We start from the raw sequence: 15,007 nt of genomic DNA on the forward strand, positions 1-15,007 counted from the left end.
CGTCCGGCCCTCCCGCCGCACGGGACCGAGGTGTTTGCGACCCCTACCCAGAGAGAGCAGAGACCTCCGTGGCCGCAGTATCCGACCGTCTTCCCGTCTTTCCCTGGGACAAGCTGGAGCCGTACAAGGCGACGGCGGCGGCCCACGCGGACGGCATCGTCGATCTCTCGGTCGGCACGCCCGTTGACCCGGTGCCGCAGCTGATCCAGCGCGCGCTGGTCGAGGCCGCCGACTCCCCGGGCTACCCGACGGTATGGGGCACGCCCGCGCTGCGGGACGCGATCACGGACTGGGTGCGCGGACGGCTCGGCGCGAGCGCCGCGGAACACCGCAACGTGCTGCCGGTCGTCGGCTCCAAGGAGCTCGTGGCCTGGCTGCCGACCCAGCTGGGCCTCGGCGCGGGCACGGGGACGGTGAAGGACAAGGTGGCGTACCCTCGCCTCGCCTACCCGACGTACGAGGTCGGCGCGCGGCTGTGCGGGGCCGAGGCCGTGGTCTACGACGACCCGACCGAGCTCGACCCGGCCGGCCTGAAGCTGCTGTGGCTCAACTCCCCGTCCAACCCCACCGGGAAGGTCATCGCCAAGGAGGAGCTGACCCGGATCGTGGCCTGGGCGCGCGAGCACGGGATCCTCCTCTTCAGCGACGAGTGCTACTTGGAACTGGGCTGGGAGGCCGAGCCCGTCTCCGTCCTCCACGACGACGTGTGCGGCGGTTCGTACGAGGGCATCGTCGCCGTCCACTCCCTCTCCAAGCGGTCCAACCTGGCGGGCTACCGGGCGGCCTTCATCGCCGGTGACGCCGACGTGCTCGGCGAGCTCCTCCAGATCCGCAAGCACGGCGGCATGATGACCCCCGCCCCGGTACAGGCCGCCACGGTGGCGGCGCTCGGCGACGACACCCACGTCCGCGAGCAGCGGGCCCGCTACGCCGCCCGCCGCGCGGCCCTGCGCACCGCCCTGGAGGCGCACGGCTTCCGGGTCGAGCACAGCGAGGCGAGCCTCTACCTGTGGGTGACCCGGGACGAGCCCTGCTGGGACACGGTCGGCCACCTCGCGGAGCTGGGCATCCTGGTGGCGCCGGGCGACTTCTACGGGGAGGCGGGCGCGCGGTTCGTCCGCGTCGCCTTCACCGCCACCGACGAGCGGGTCGAGGCCGCGGTCAAGCGCCTCGGCTGAGTCGCGCCCGCCGTACGGCTCGGGGTGCGAAAGCCGAAGGGCCCGGGAGCGCTTGCTCCCGGGCCCTTCGGTGTCCTACGGCGATCAGCCGCCCAGCGGCAGACCACCGGGCAGGCCGCCCGGCAGCGCCCCGCCGGTCGGCAGCTCCTGCGCGGCGGGCAGGCCGCCGAGCAGACCGCCCGCGGTGCCGGCCAGGTCGGTGGCGGGAGCGGCAGCCGGAAGGGCCGAGGTGGCGGCTTCCGTCGTGTCGGAGACGGCCGAGGCGTCCGGGGCGGTAAGCGCGCCCAGCTGCGGCACGGACTCCAGACCGGCGGCACTGGCCGCGCCGGCCGCACCGACCACGGGCGCGGTCCCGGCTGCGAGGAGCAGCGCGGCACGGGCGATCCGACGGGTCAGGGGGAGGGACATGATGCTCCTAAGCGGTAGCGGCTGCGTACACCGCGTACAACGGCTCCAGGGGCGGGTGGAGTTGCGGAGGCGGCGGGTAAAGGATCAGTAACGCATCGTTTAATCGGCTTCCGCGACAAACCCATTGGATGCGCGCCCACCAGGGCTTCCGTCCCCCGAGGGACTCTTCGGACCCCCGCCGGGTCACCCCCGCAAGGGTGACCTCCCGTACGGGTGGACGAGCGTTGCAGTGAGGTTTCAGCGGGCCACGGAGATCCGGATCTCGTCCCGGGCGGCCTCTTGCGCGGCGCCGCCCGCCGACTTGCCACCGCCACCGCCCGCGGCCTGCCACCGCCCCCGCGCCTGCCCGCCGATCCAGCGGGAAGTGCCGTACGAGACCCGCGTGATGCCGAGCTCGTGCGCGCGGGCCACCGCCCAGTGCGCCATCGCCCGGGCCCGGCGCTCCTGACCCGGACCGCCGTCCCGCTTCAGCGGCAGGCTGATCTCGGTGTCGGGGACCGGGGCGCCCGCGCCCGCCGTCCCCGCCCCGCCCGGTGCCGCCTGCTTGCCGAAGGCCCGCGCCAGCTCCGCCCGCACCTTCGCCGCATCACCGGCCGCGGGCGCCGGGCCGGAGCAGGCCAGCGTGCCGCCCTCACCGAAGGCGGCCGTCAGGACCGTGGCGTCCGGCTCGTGCTTCGCGTAGGCCTGCGGGTAGCCGCTGCGCTGCACCTTCTGCGCGGCCACGGTCAGCGGCAGCCGCGAGTACCCGGGGACCTCGACGAGGTGGTCGTAGAAGATCGCGGCCGAGTAGACCGGGTCCGTGATCTGCTCCGGGGTGCCCCAGCCCTGCGAGGGCCGCTGCTGGAAGAGACCCAGCGAGTCCCGGTCGCCGTGGTCGAGGTTGCGCAGCGCCGACTCCTGCATGGCGGTCGCCAGCGCGATGGTCACGGCCCGGTCCGGCAGGCCCTTGGAGATGCCGACCGCCGCTATCGTCGCCGCGTTCGACGCCTGCTCGGGGGTCATCTCGTAGGACTGGCGGGTCCCCTGCGATCCGGGTCCCGCGCCGATGACCACACTGGCCGTGCAGTACGGCGCACCAGCGCCGCCGTTCGAGTCCCGCTGCACGGCGAAGTAGCCGATCAGCGACAACAGGACGAGCAGGCCCACGGCCACGCGCAACGGTCTGCGGCGGCGGGGACGGTCATGACTGATCTCGGACACGCGGCCCACCGTACTTGAGGGATACGACGCGTCCAGCGGCCGGACGTACGAAGCCACCGGCGGGCCCGGGGCGTTAGGGTCGGGACCATGTCCGAATCCGAGCTGGACCTCACCCTCGACGCCGCCGAGCTGACCGCCCGGCTCGTCGACATCCCGTCCGTGAGCGGCGACGAGAAGGCCCTCGCCGACCTCGTGGAACGCGCGCTGCGCGCCCTGCCGCACCTGGCCGTGGACCGCTTCGGCAACAACGTCGTCGCCCGCACCCACCTCGGCCGCGCCGAGCGCGTCGTACTCGCCGGGCACCTCGACACCGTGCCGATCGCCGGCAACGTGCCCTCCCGCCTCGACGCGGACCACGTCCTGTGGGGCTGCGGCACGACCGACATGAAGTCCGGCATCGCCGTGCAGCTGCGCATCGCCGCCACCGTGCCGGCCCCCAACCGCGACCTGACCTTCGTCTTCTACGACCAGGAGGAGGTCGCCTCCGACCTCAACGGCCTCGGCAAGATCGCCGCGGCCCACCCCGACTGGCTGACCGGTGACTTCGCGGTCCTGCTCGAACCCTCCAACGCCGAGGTCGAGGGCGGCTGCCAGGGCACCCTGCGCGTCCTGCTGCGCACATCCGGTGAGCGCGCCCACTCCGCCCGCAGCTGGATGGGCTCCAACGCCATCCACACCGCCGGCCCGATCCTGGCCAAGCTGGCGGCGTACCGGCCCCGCAGGCCCGTCATCGACGGCCTGGAGTACCACGAGGGCCTCAACGCGGTCCGCATCGAGGGCGGCGTCGCCAACAACGTCATCCCCGACGCGTGCACGGTCACGGTCAACTTCCGCTACGCCCCGGACCGCAGCGAGGCCGAGGCGCTGGCCCACGTACGGGAGGTCTTCGCGGACTGCGACATCAGCGAGTTCATCGTCGACGACTCCTCGGGCGGCGCCCTGCCCGGCCTCTCCCACCCGGCCGCCGCGGCCTTCATGGAGGCGGTCGGCGGCCGCGCGATGCCGAAGTTCGGCTGGACGGACGTCTCCCGCTTCAGCGCGCTGGGCGTCCCGGCGGTCAACTACGGACCGGGCGACGCCCTGCTGGCCCACAAGGTGGACGAACGGGTGGAGACGAAGGCGATCCTCCATTGCGAGGAACGACTCCGCGCCTGGCTGACCTCCTGAATTCCGCTTGCTGTCACCTTTGTGCGCCTAACCTGATCCAACGATCAGCAGGAGGGAGCACATCATGGGCAACCACGGCAATGCCGGCGGGAACGCTCGTCGTCGGCCCGAGGAGCAGCTGCTCGGGCCGGTGCTGCGCAGGCGGAGCCAGGTCCAGGCGGGCAGTACGACGGACCAGCGGCTGCTGGATTCGGCCGGGCCCACCGAGTGGGTGCACACCGATCCCTGGCGGGTCCTGCGCATCCAGTCGGAGTTCATCGAGGGCTTCGGCACGCTCGCCGAGCTGCCGCCCGCGATCAGCGTCTTCGGCTCGGCCCGTACGGCGGTGGGTTCGCCGGAGTACGAGGCGGGCGTACGGATCGGCAGCGCGCTGGTCGACGCCGGTTTCGCGGTGATCACCGGTGGCGGGCCCGGGGCCATGGAGGCGGCCAACAAGGGCGCCAGAGAGGCCAGCGGCATCTCGGTCGGCCTCGGCATCGAGCTGCCCTTCGAGCAGGGGCTCAACGAGCACGTCGACCTGGGGCTGAACTTCCGGTACTTCTTCGTCCGCAAGACGATGTTCGTGAAGTACAGCCAGGGCTTCGTGGTGCTGCCGGGCGGCCTCGGCACGCTGGACGAGCTGTTCGAGGCGCTGACCCTGGTCCAGACGCAGAAGATCACCCGCTTCCCGATCGTGCTGTTCGGTACGGAGTACTGGAGCGGCCTGATCGACTGGCTGCGGAACACGGTGGTCGCGCAGGGCAAGGCGTCGGAGCGGGACCTCTACCTCTTCCACGTCACGGACGACGTGGAGGAGACGATCGCGCTGGTGACGAAGGAAGTCGGCAAGTAGCAGCCGTGCCTTCGGGCCGGGCCCGGCGGGCGACCGCCGCGGCCCGGCGGCCGCCGGTGGCCGGGGTCAGCTCAGACCGGACCGCGGTGGCCGGGGTGGTCTCAGACCGGACCCTGGTGGCCGGGGTGGGCTCAGACCAGACCGCGGCGGGCGACCGCCGGCGGCCGGTGGCCCTGGATCGAGCGGACCATGTCCACGATCTGCTTCGTCTCTGCGACCTCGTGCACGCGGTAGACCTGCGCGCCCAGCCAGGCCGAGACGGCCGTCGTGGCCAGCGTCCCGAGCAGGCGTTCCTTGACCGGCTTGTCGAGGGTCTCGCCGACGAAGTCCTTGTTGGACAGCGAGACGAGGACCGGCCAGCCCGTCCGCTCCAGCTCGTCCAGCCGGCGGGTGGCCTCCAGGGAGTGCCGGGTGTTCTTCCCGAAGTCGTGACCCGGGTCGATCATGATCGCGTCCCGGCGCACACCGAGCGCGACGGCCCGCTCGGCCAGTCCGACCGTCACGCGCAGGATGTCCGCCACCACGTCGTCGTACGTGGTCCGGTGCGGCCGGGTGCGCGGCTCGGCCCCGCCCGCGTGGGTGCAGACCAGACCGGCGCCGTACCGGGCGGCGACCTCGGCCAGCTTCGGGTCCACCCCGCCCCAGGCGTCGTTCAGCAGGTCGGCCCCGGCCTCGCAGACGGCCTCGCCGACCTCGTGCCGCCAGGTGTCCACACTGATCACCACGTCCGGGTGGCGGCGCCGCACGTCGGCCACGAATCCGACCGTGCGCCGGGCCTCCTCGGCCGCGTCCACGGGCTCGCCCGGTCCCGCCTTGACCCCGCCGATGTCGATGATCGCGGCGCCCTCGGCCACCGCCTGCTCGACCCGGTCCAGCGCGGGCTCGTCGCGGAAGGTGGCACCCCGATCGTAGAAGGAGTCCGGAGTCCGGTTCACGATGGCCATGATCACCGGCTCGTGGGGGTCGAACTCGCGCCTGCCCAGTCGCAGCATCCTGCTCTTTCCTCCTTCGGCGGCCCTCGCGCCTCGCCTGCGACCTTAACCTGGTGGCCGGAGTCTCTCAGGGGAGTTGATCGTGTTCTGGTTCCTGATGATCGCGCTGGTCGTGGTCGTGGCCGCGGTCACCCTTGCGGTAATCGGCGGTGGTTCGCAGGCCGTCCTTCCGGAGGCGGAGCCGGAGCGGGTGGCGGACGGGCTGCCGCAGACCCGGCCCGTCGTACGGGCGGACATCGACGCGCTGCGGCTGCCGGTCGCGCCGCGCGGGTACCGGATGGCCGAGGTGGACGACGTACTGGATCGGCTGGCGGCGGAGCTGGCGGATCGCGACGCGCGGATCGCGCAGCTGACGGCCGCGGCGGCGTCGGCCGCGCGTCCGGCGCCCGGGGCCGCGGGGACCGCGGTGGCGGACCGGGCGCCCGCGGAGCAGGTGGCGGCCACCGGCGGGCCGGCGGCGCCGGCTGCGCCCGCCGAGGCGGACGGGCCGGACGAGGTCGAAGCCGAGGCCGCCGACGCGGCCGTCCGGGGCGGCCAGGTGGACGTCACCAAGCACGGCGAGCGATGAGCGCCGCGCTCGCGGGCCCGGACGGGGCTCCGCGCTGCCCCTGGGCGCTGTCCACGCCGGACTACGTCGTCTACCACGACACGGAGTGGGGCCGCCCCGTCCACGGCGACGACGCGCTGTACGAGCGGCTCTGCCTGGAGGCCTTCCAGTCGGGGCTGTCCTGGCTGACGATCCTGCGGCGGCGGGAGGGCTTCCGCAAGGCCTTCGCCTCGTTCGAGATCGCGGCGGTCGCCCGGTTCGGACCGGCGGACGTGGCACGCCTCCTCGCCGACGAGGGGATCATCCGCAACCGGGCCAAGATCGAAGCGGCCCTGGCCAACGCCGAGGTGCTGGCCGGGTGGCATCCGGGGGAGCTGGACGCGCTGGTCTGGTCCCACGCCCCGGCGGAGCCCGGACCGGCCCCGCGGACCCTCGCGGAGGTCCCGGCCGTCACACCGGAGTCCACCGCCCTCGCCAAGGCGCTGAAGAAGGCGGGCATCCGTTTCATCGGCCCCACGACCGCCTACGCCCTGATGCAGGCCTGCGGACTGGTCAACGACCACCTGGCCGACTGCGTCTCCCGCGACCCGGCTCCCGCCGTCTGAGCCGGGCCGCGGGACGCTCAGCGGCCCAGGTACCGCGGCGGCTGCTTGGCCAGGAAGGCCTGGACGGCGATGCCGTGGTCCTCGGAGGCCCCGGCGCGGGTCTGGAGGGTCTCCTCGTGGGCCAGCGCTTCGGCGAGGGAGTGGGAGGCCCCGTACGCCAGGGACTCCTTCAGGGCGGCGTAGGCGACCGTCGGCCCCGAGGCCAGCGCGCGGGCCACCGACTCGGCCTCCGCGCGCAGGGAGCCGGAGGGGACCAGGCGGTTGGCGATGCCCAGCTCGTACGCCTCCTGGGCCTTGACCGAGCGGGGGAAGAGCAGCAGGTCGGACGCGCGCGAGGCGCCGATGAGGCGCGGAAGGGTCCAGGAGACCCCGGAGTCGGCGGTCAGCGCGACCCCCGCGAACGAGGTGTTGAAGGAGGCGGTGTCGGCGACGACCCGGAAGTCCGCCGCGAGGGCGAAGCCGAAGCCGGCCCCGGCCGCGACGCCGTTCACCCCGGCGACCACGGGCTTGGGCATCTCGGTGAGGGCGCGCACGATCGGGTTGTAGTGCTCGGCGACCGTGCTCATCGTCAGCGAGGAACCGTTCTCGCGGTCCGCCGCCAGGCTTCCGATGTGCTCCTTGAGGTCCTGGCCGACGCAGAAGGCCCGGTCGCCGGCCGCGGTCAGCAGGACGGCCCGTACCGCGTCGTCCACGGCCGCCGCCCGGACCGCGTCGCGTAGGGCGACCTTGGCCTCGGTGTTCATGGCATTCATCGCGTCGGGACGGTTGATCGTGATGGTCGCGAGTCCGTCGGTCACTTCGTAGAGCACGCTGTCGGCCATGGCCGGGGGTCCCCCTTCGTCGCGGGCTTGGCTACCGGCCGGTACCGGCCGGTGCAAGGGCCAGCATGGCGGACCGGGCGGCGGCCGCACATGTGATGTGCGTCAAAGAAAGCGGATGCCGTTCGCGGGGAGCAGCGGCGAAGTATCGCAGGCGGGTCCCCGAAATGAGTGGTTTTGGTCAAGCGCGTTGCGCAAGCGTTCCCGGGCGATGTTGGTCATCGGGTCCTGACATGCGGGATAATGGCCAAGAAGCAATGTGTTCGATGCCGGGTATTAGGCGCCTGAATGGGGCCGTCGGCTGACGATGAGCTGGTTTCAGGAAGGGGAACGAGCATGGCGGCCATGAAGCCGCGGACGGGCGACGGCCCGCTCGAGGTCACCAAGGAGGGGCGGGGCATCGTCATGCGCGTACCGCTTGAGGGCGGCGGTCGGCTTGTCGTCGAACTGACCCCGGACGAAGCGGACGCCCTGGGTGACGCCCTGAAGAAGGTCGTCGGCTGACGTCGGCACCCTCTCTGCATTCTCTGCGCTGCCCCGACCGCGATCAGCGGCCGGGGCAGCGTTGTATCCGAGGCGCCCGGCCCTGACGCGCCCGCTCAAGGGGTACGGGTCAGGGGGTACGGGGCGCACGCGGTACGGGCCTCAGCGCCGGACCGCGCACAGCAGGCCGTCGCCGACCGGGAGCAGCGCGGCCTCCAGGGCGGGGCTCTCCCGCACGCTGCGCAGCAGCTCGCGGACGCGGAGCACCTCCACCGGCTGGGCGGCGGAGTCGACCGTACGGCCGTCGGAGAAGACCCCCTCGAAGCACACGAGTCCGCCGGGGCGCAGCAGGCGCAACGATTCAGCGAGGTAGTCGAGCGACTCGGCGGGGTCCCCGTCGCAGAAGACGAGGTCGTATCCGCCGTCCGCGAGCCGGGGCAGGACGTCGAGGGCGTGGCCGGGGATGAAGCGGGCGCGGTTGCCGGCGAAGCCCGCGGCGCGGAAGGCCTGCCGGGCGAAGGCCTGGCGGTCCTGTTCGGGATCCACGGTGGTCAGGACCCCGTCGGGCCGCATTCCGTGCAGGAGGTGGATCCCGGAGACTCCCGTTCCGGTGCCGATCTCGGCGACCGCCTTGGCGTCCGCGGTGGCGGCCAGCAGGCGCAGCGCGGCCCCGGTCCCGGGGGAGACGGAGCGCAGGCCCGCTTCCCTGGACCGGTCGCGGGCCCATCGCAGAGCGTCGTCCTCGGCGACAAACGCGTCGGCGAACGCCCAGCTCGTCTGCCGGTTGCCGGTAATGACCCTCTCCTGTCCCCATAGTTGGCGCAACGGTGACTGTATCCGTTGGCGTCGGGAACCCGCAGATGGGACCGGGCGTTGGGAGGGGTGAAGGCAGGACGGGAAGGGGCGCTGCCGGGCGGAGCGCCGGTCCGGTGCTGGTCCGGGGCCGTGCGGTGCCGGTCCGGGCCCGTCCGGGACTGAAGACCCGTGCAAAGTTACTGCAAAAATGTTTATCCGGAGCTGACGGAGGGGGTGGCTATGGTAGTGACTCCACTGGACACCACCAGAGCCGACAGGGGAGGTGCGGCTGCGCCTGTGGATCGTCGGGGCGTGTTCAGACGCCTCTTCCGGTCGGCGGGTGAGCCGAAATCCGTGACAAACACTGCTGACCGCTTCCACACCGCAGACACCGCAACCACCGCGACCTTTGCCGCCGATGCGGGGTCCCAGGCGTGGACCCCTCCCTCGTGGGAGGAGATCGTCAGCACGCACAGCGCGCGCGTCTACCGTCTCGCCTACCGCCTGACGGGGAACCAGCACGACGCCGAGGACCTGACCCAAGAGGTCTTCGTCCGCGTCTTCCGCTCGCTGTCCACGTACACGCCCGGCACGTTCGAGGGCTGGCTGCACCGGATCACCACCAACCTCTTCCTGGACATGGTCCGCCGCAAGCAGCGGATCCGCTTCGACGCGCTCGCCGACGATGCCGCCGAGCGCCTGCCGAGCCGTGAGCCGTCCCCGCAGCAGGTGCTGCACGACACCCATTTCGACGCGGATGTCCAGCAGGCGCTGGACACCCTCGCCCCCGAGTTCCGCGCGGCCGTGGTGCTGTGCGACATCGAGGGCCTCTCCTACGAGGAGATCGCCGCCACCCTCGGCGTGAAGCTCGGTACCGTCCGCAGCCGCATCCACCGGGGCCGTTCGCACCTGCGCAAGGCGCTCAAGCACCGGTCTCCCGCGGCCCGTGCGGAGCAGCGCGCGCTGGCAGGGGTGGCCGTGGGCGCTCCCGGCGCCGGGGGAGAGGGCGGAACCGAGTGAGCGGAGTCAATCCGTCCCCCGCCGAACAGCACCTGGGCGACCGGCTCGCCGCTCTGGTGGACGGGGAACTGAAGCACGATGCCCGCGAGCGGGTCCTGGCCCACTTGGCCACGTGTGCCAAGTGCAAGGCCGAGGCCGACGCGCAGCGCCGCCTGAAGAGCCTGTTCGTGGAGAGCGCGCCGCCGCCGCTGTCCGCCGGGCTGCTGGCGCGGTTGCAGGGGCTGCCGGGCAGCGGTTCAGAAGGCCCGTCCGGCCCCGCCGATCCGTCCGGTCCTTCCGGCCGTCCCGGAGCTCTGGATTCCGCCGCGCCTCCCGGAGCCGACCCCTTCGCCCCGTTCGGATACGCCCTGGCGCCGGCCGCCCGGCCGGGGCAGCAGGGTTTCCGGATCCACGAAATGGGCCGACCGCGCCGCCGCTTCGCCTTCGTCGCCGCCGGAGCCGTCTCGCTCGCCGCCCTCGCGCTCGGCGGCACGCTGCCGCTGGGGGGCCTGGAGCCGAACGGCCGGGGCGAATCCCCCGCGCCCGCCTCCCGGCCGGGCTCCGCCGTACCCGTGGCCGACGCGGTCGTCCGCGACCGCATGCCGACGCCCGCCGCCGTCCCCTCGCTGCTGTCGACTCCTCCGCTGCCTCCCGCGCACCCCTCCCCGGCGGTCCCGGGCCGCGCGGTCTCCCTCCTGCGCTGAGCGGGGACCTGGTTGAATCTGCGGCACATGCGCATAGGTACGCGGGGAGCGCCCATGGCCGACAGCCAGCAGACCGATCCGGCTCCGTCGTGGTGGAGCCGGCCCGAGGGTCCGGCGGAGACCCGCCGCGAAGGGGTTCCCGCCCCGCGCCCCGAGGGCGGGTCAGAAGCCGGAGCGGGCGAAGGGCTGCCGCCCGGCGCGGTGCGGTACGACCCGTGGGGCGAGCAGCCGCTCCAGGTCGTGGACCGCGGCCGCGAGGGACGCGGGATCCGGCTGTGGCAGGTGGTGGCCGTCAGTGCGGGTACGGCGCTGCTAGCGGGCGGCACCGGCGGCTATGTGGGCGTACTCGCCGAGCGGCAGAGCAGCACCCGGCTGGAGCTGCCCCAGGCGGCCGTCGCGGAGCAGGGCCGGGCGCCCGACAGCGTGGCCGGGATCGCGGCCACGGCGCTGCCCGGGGTGGTGACCCTGCACGTACGGGGAGCCGCGGGGGCCGGCGGTACGGGTACCGGCTTCGTCCTCGACCAGCAGGGGCACATCCTCACCAACCACCACGTCGTCGCCGGCGCCCGGGAGATGGCGGTCACCTTCAGCACCGGTGAGAGCGTCACCGCCGAGCTGGTGGGCGGCGACACCGGATACGACCTGGCCGTCGTCAAGGTCGGCGGAGTGCGGGGGCTCCAGCCGCTGAGCCTGGGCAACTCCGAGAACGTGAAGGTCGGCGACCCGGTGGTGGCCATCGGCGCGCCCTTCGACCTGTCCAACACGGTCACCGCGGGCATCATCAGCGCCACCGGCCGGCCCGTCACCGCCGGCGGCGACAAGGGCGACGGCAGCGACGTGAGCTATGTCGACGCGCTCCAGACCGACGCCCCCATCAACCCCGGCAACTCCGGCGGCCCCCTCCTCGACTCCAAGGCCCGTGTGGTCGGCATCAACAGCGCCATCCGGGGAGCCGACAAGGGCGATCCCGACCGGCAGGGAGGCAGCATCGGCCTCGGCTTCGCCATCCCCATCAACCAGGGCAAACGGGTCGCCGAGGAGCTCATCCGCACCGGCCGCGCCACCCATCCGGTCATCGGCGTCACCCTCGACATGCAGTACACGGGGGACGGAGCCCGGGTGGAGGACAAGGGGGAGGGCGGCAAGCCCTCCGTGGCCGCCGGCGGTCCCGGGGCCCGGGCGGGGATCAAGCCCGGCGATGTGATCACCAAGGTGGACGGACGGCGGGTACGGGGCGGTGACGAGCTGATCATCAAGATCCGCGCCCACCGCCCGGGGGACCGGCTGACCCTCACCGTGCTCCGCGAAGGCCGCGAGCGCACGGTGGAAGTGGTCCTCGGTTCGGCGAACGGCTCCTGAGCACGGCATGACGTCCGGGTGAAACCGCGTCGGGGGCGGTACGCGGGTATGGGCCCCCGGGGAACGCCGGGTACCGTGGGTGCGGGCCCGAAGTGAAGAGAGCCGAGGAGCGGCAAGGTGTTCAACGACATAGGCGCACTCGAACTGGTCACGATCGTGGTGCTCGCCATTCTCGTCTTCGGCCCCGACAAGCTGCCCAAGGTCATTCAGGACGTTTCGGGTGTCATCCGGAAGATCCGCGCGTTCTCGGACAGCGCCAAGCAGGACATCCGCTCGGAGCTCGGCTCGGAGTTCAAGGATTTCGAGTTCGAGGACCTCAACCCGAAGACCTTCATCCGCAAGCAGCTGACCGAGAACGAGGACCTCAAGGAGATCCGCACCAGCTTCGATCTCCGCAAGGAGCTGAACGACGTCACCGACGCCGTGAACGGCAAGGAGCCGGAGGCCGCCGCGGCCTCCGCGGGCGCGCCCGCCGCCGCCGGTCCCGACCTGATGAAGAAGCCGGCCGCCGCCGCCCAGGAGCAGGGTCCGCGCTTCGACGCCGACGCCACCTGAGTCGTAGCCTGCCCGGGGATCCGGGGTCGGATGGCTATCCTCCATCTGTCCGGACCCAGGACGCCCGAGGGAGGGGGTCCCCCCAGCGAAGCGTGGGGGAGGGGCCGTTCCGGACCCCACGGAACGAGAGGCCGCTCACATGGAGACCACTAGCCGGGTAGGGACGCGGTCCGCCGAAGCGTCCGCCCCCGCCACCGCACTCACGCAGGACGCGCAGAACTCACTCGCGCAGGATCCGCCGCCCGAGACCGCGGAGGTGCAGGACCCGCATACGGCGGCGACGGCCGCGCAGGATCCGCCGACCGACACCCATGGCGGTACCCGTACGGAGACCCGTAGCGATACCCCTGCCGATACCGATACCGATACCGATGCCGACGCTGACACCGGTACGGACGCGGACAGCGACAGGGCGAGCGCGCAGGATCCGCCGGCCGCCGTCGCACCGCCCCGGGAAACCACCGCTCCCGTCCCGGCGGCCCGCCGGACGGCCGAGGGCTACCTGCGGGCCGATTTCCCCTGGTACGGGCTGGACGCGGCCTTCACCGGCCCCCGCTGGCTCATGCAGGTCGGCACCGCCGCCGACGGCACGGTGGAGCACGGCTCCACCGGCCACGGTGACGAGCCCTCCCTGCGCGGTGAGGTCGCCACCGGCGAAAAGGAGCGCTTCGCGGTGGTCGTCACCGTGGCCAGCAACCCGCTGCGCCGCAGCAGTGACGGCACCGGCGTGCTGGAGGCCACCTCGGTCGCCTCGGCGGCCTGGCTGGCCGGCTCCGGACTCCTGGCCTTCACCTGGCCGGGGCAGATGGACCACACCCTGCGCGACGACTGGCTCGACCAGCAGACCGAGGCCGCGTGGGAGCTGGCGGACGACCTCGACGGCGACGACTGGTCCACCCTGTCGCTGCCGGTCGACGGGGAGCCGACGCCCTTCCACTACCGCGAGTCGGAATTCGGCTGGGTCCTCGCCGGATCCACACCCGGCGGCGTCCACCTGGGCGCGTACGGACGGGGGATGAGCGCCTACGGCCTCGGTTTCTCGGTCATCGCCGACCTGGCGGCGTACGAGTAGACCCGCGGGCGTACGGGCCGGGGCACGGCCACGCCACCTGCTGAAGGGGCGCCGCTCAGCGAGCGGCGCCCCTTCACGTGGTGTCCCGGGTCAGAACTTATTGCGCGGGGTGATGCCCAGCGACATGCCCGCCAGGCCGCGGGCGCGGCCGCCCAGCTTGCCCGCGATCGACCGCAGGGCCGCGCCGGCCGGGGACTCCGGGTCGGTCAGCACGACCGGCTTGCCCTCGTCGCCGCCCTCGCGCAGCCGCACGTCGATGGGGATCGAGCCCAGCACCGGCACCGTCGCGCCGACCGTCTTGGTCAGCCCGTCGGCGACCTTCTGACCGCCGCCCGAGCCGAAGACGTCCACCATCTCGTCGCAGTGCGGGCACGGCAGCCCCGACATGTTCTCGACGACGCCGACGATCTTCTGGTGCGTCTGGACCGCGATCGAACCGGCCCGCTCCGCGACCTCGGCCGCGGCCTGCTGCGGGGTGGTCACGACCAGGATCTCCGCGTTGGGCACCAGCTGGGCCACCGAGATCGCGATGTCGCCCGTACCCGGCGGCAGGTCTAGCAGCAGCACGTCCAGGTCGCCCCAGTACACATCGGCGAGGAACTGCTGAAGGGCGCGGTGGAGCATCGGTCCGCGCCAGACCACCGGGGCGTTGCCCGGGGTGAACATGCCGATGGAGATGACCTTCACGCCGTGCGCCGACGGCGGCATGATCATGTTCTCGACCTGGGTCGGACGGCCGTCGACGCCCAGCATGCGGGGCACGCTGTGGCCGTAGATGTCCGCGTCGACCACACCGACCTTCAGGCCGTCGGCCGCCATCGCCGCGGCCAGGTTGACCGTGACGGAGGACTTGCCGACGCCGCCCTTGCCGGAGGCGACCGCGTACACACGGGTCAGCGAGCCCGGCTTGGCGAAGGGCACCTCGCGCTCGGCGGTGCCGCCGCGCAGCGTGCTCGCCAGCTCCTTGCGCTGCTCGTCGCTCATCACGTCCAGCGTGACGGCGACCGAGGTGACGCCCGCGACCCGCTCCACGGCCTCGGTGACGTTCTTGGTGATGGTCTCGCGCATGGGACAGCCGGACACGGTGAGGTAGACCGTGACGGCGACCGCGCCGCCCGCACCGATCTCCACCGATTTGACCATGCCGAGCTCGGTGATCGGCCGGTGGATCTCGGGGTCGTTCACCGTCGCCAGCGCGTCCAGGATCGCGTCCTGCTCGGGCACGGCGGCGGCGTCGGCGTCGGCGGAGCTTGTGTCGGTAGCCATGCCCCGATGGTACGGCTCGGTAGCGTG

16 protein-coding genes and 1 pseudogene are annotated in these 15,007 nt (G+C 72.7%); 11 read left to right on the forward strand and 6 right to left on the reverse strand.

The window, feature by feature from the left end; translation table 11 throughout:
* The first annotated feature begins 68 nt into the window (after positions 1–68).
* A complete protein-coding gene (gene dapC / locus ACWDX7_RS02235; protein WP_451490343.1) occupies positions 69–1,178 on the forward strand; it encodes a succinyldiaminopimelate transaminase in 1,110 nt (369 codons plus the stop codon).
* Between the two features lie 84 nt (positions 1,179–1,262).
* Here dapC and ACWDX7_RS02240 read toward each other — a convergent pair whose 3' ends face one another.
* Positions 1,263–1,586, reverse strand: coding sequence for an ATP-binding protein (locus ACWDX7_RS02240; RefSeq protein WP_451490344.1), 324 nt, complete (start codon positions 1,584–1,586; stop codon positions 1,263–1,265).
* Positions 1,587–1,823: 237 nt separating this feature from the next.
* A complete protein-coding gene (locus ACWDX7_RS02245) occupies positions 1,824–2,786 on the reverse strand; it encodes a hypothetical protein (protein WP_451490345.1) in 963 nt (320 codons plus the stop codon).
* 87 nt (positions 2,787–2,873) lie between these two features.
* Here ACWDX7_RS02245 and dapE point away from each other — a divergent pair, with 87 nt between their 5' ends.
* Both dapE and ACWDX7_RS02255 read left to right on the forward strand, forming a co-directional pair.
* Complete coding sequence (dapE, locus tag ACWDX7_RS02250; RefSeq protein ID WP_451490346.1) at positions 2,874–3,953, forward strand: succinyl-diaminopimelate desuccinylase; 1,080 nt, start codon at positions 2,874–2,876, stop codon at positions 3,951–3,953.
* A 64-nt stretch (positions 3,954–4,017) separates the two neighbouring features.
* Positions 4,018–4,785: an LOG family protein gene (locus ACWDX7_RS02255; protein WP_451490347.1), complete on the forward strand. Its 768-nt coding sequence runs from the start codon at positions 4,018–4,020 to the stop codon at positions 4,783–4,785.
* Between the two features lie 131 nt (positions 4,786–4,916).
* On the opposite strand, the gene folP is transcribed toward ACWDX7_RS02255, so the two are convergent.
* On the reverse strand, positions 4,917–5,777 hold the full coding sequence (gene folP, locus ACWDX7_RS02260; RefSeq protein WP_451490348.1) for a dihydropteroate synthase: 861 nt from the start codon (positions 5,775–5,777) through the stop codon (positions 4,917–4,919).
* Positions 5,778–5,853: 76 nt separating this feature from the next.
* Between folP and ACWDX7_RS02265 the strand changes: the two genes are divergently transcribed.
* Positions 5,854–6,345, forward strand: a complete 492-nt coding sequence (locus tag ACWDX7_RS02265) for a DivIVA domain-containing protein (protein WP_451490349.1) — start codon at positions 5,854–5,856, stop codon at positions 6,343–6,345.
* A complete protein-coding gene (locus ACWDX7_RS02270) occupies positions 6,342–6,929 on the forward strand; it encodes a DNA-3-methyladenine glycosylase I (protein WP_451490350.1) in 588 nt (195 codons plus the stop codon). Before ACWDX7_RS02265 ends, ACWDX7_RS02270 begins: the two co-directional genes overlap by 4 nt.
* Before the next feature lie 17 nt (positions 6,930–6,946).
* Here ACWDX7_RS02270 and chcB read toward each other — a convergent pair whose 3' ends face one another.
* A complete protein-coding gene (chcB, locus tag ACWDX7_RS02275) occupies positions 6,947–7,750 on the reverse strand; it encodes a 2-cyclohexenylcarbonyl CoA isomerase (protein WP_451490351.1) in 804 nt (267 codons plus the stop codon).
* Positions 7,751–8,083: 333 nt separating this feature from the next.
* Between chcB and ACWDX7_RS02280 the strand changes: the two genes are divergently transcribed.
* On the forward strand, positions 8,084–8,251 hold the full coding sequence (locus tag ACWDX7_RS02280) for a DUF3117 domain-containing protein (RefSeq protein ID WP_003966491.1): 168 nt from the start codon (positions 8,084–8,086) through the stop codon (positions 8,249–8,251).
* A gap of 141 nt (positions 8,252–8,392) precedes the next feature.
* Here the strand turns inward: ACWDX7_RS02280 and ACWDX7_RS02285 are convergent, their stop codons facing one another.
* The gene (locus ACWDX7_RS02285) at positions 8,393–9,055 is read right to left on the reverse strand and encodes an O-methyltransferase (protein ID WP_451490352.1); all 663 of its coding nucleotides are present in this window, start codon (positions 9,053–9,055) and stop codon (positions 8,393–8,395) included.
* A 210-nt stretch (positions 9,056–9,265) separates the two neighbouring features.
* Here ACWDX7_RS02285 and sigE point away from each other — a divergent pair, with 210 nt between their 5' ends.
* From sigE to ACWDX7_RS02310, 5 genes and pseudogenes are all read left to right on the forward strand, one after another.
* Entirely contained in the window at positions 9,266–10,045 is a 780-nt protein-coding gene (gene sigE, locus ACWDX7_RS02290) for an RNA polymerase sigma factor SigE (RefSeq protein WP_451490353.1), read from the forward strand.
* Positions 10,042–10,728 carry a zf-HC2 domain-containing protein gene (locus ACWDX7_RS02295; RefSeq protein ID WP_451490354.1) on the forward strand — a complete coding sequence of 229 codons (687 nt, stop codon included), beginning with the start codon at positions 10,042–10,044 and terminating at the stop codon, positions 10,726–10,728. Before sigE ends, ACWDX7_RS02295 begins: the two co-directional genes overlap by 4 nt.
* A 54-nt stretch (positions 10,729–10,782) precedes the next feature.
* Positions 10,783–12,087, forward strand: coding sequence for a S1C family serine protease (locus ACWDX7_RS02300; protein WP_451490355.1), 1,305 nt, complete (start codon positions 10,783–10,785; stop codon positions 12,085–12,087).
* Between the two features lie 117 nt (positions 12,088–12,204).
* Positions 12,205–12,642, forward strand: a complete 438-nt coding sequence (locus ACWDX7_RS02305) for a sec-independent translocase (RefSeq protein ID WP_451490356.1) — start codon at positions 12,205–12,207, stop codon at positions 12,640–12,642.
* Positions 12,643–13,078: 436 nt separating this feature from the next.
* Positions 13,079–13,714 (forward strand): annotated as a pseudogene (locus ACWDX7_RS02310) (hypothetical protein); the annotation flags it as partial.
* Between the two features lie 90 nt (positions 13,715–13,804).
* On the opposite strand, the gene ACWDX7_RS02315 reads toward ACWDX7_RS02310, so the two are convergent.
* Positions 13,805–14,980, reverse strand: a complete 1,176-nt coding sequence (locus tag ACWDX7_RS02315; protein ID WP_451490357.1) for an Mrp/NBP35 family ATP-binding protein — start codon at positions 14,978–14,980, stop codon at positions 13,805–13,807.
* Positions 14,981–15,007: the final 27 nt, after the last annotated feature.

The sequence above is a fragment of the Streptomyces sp. NPDC003034 genome, assembly GCF_053591375.1.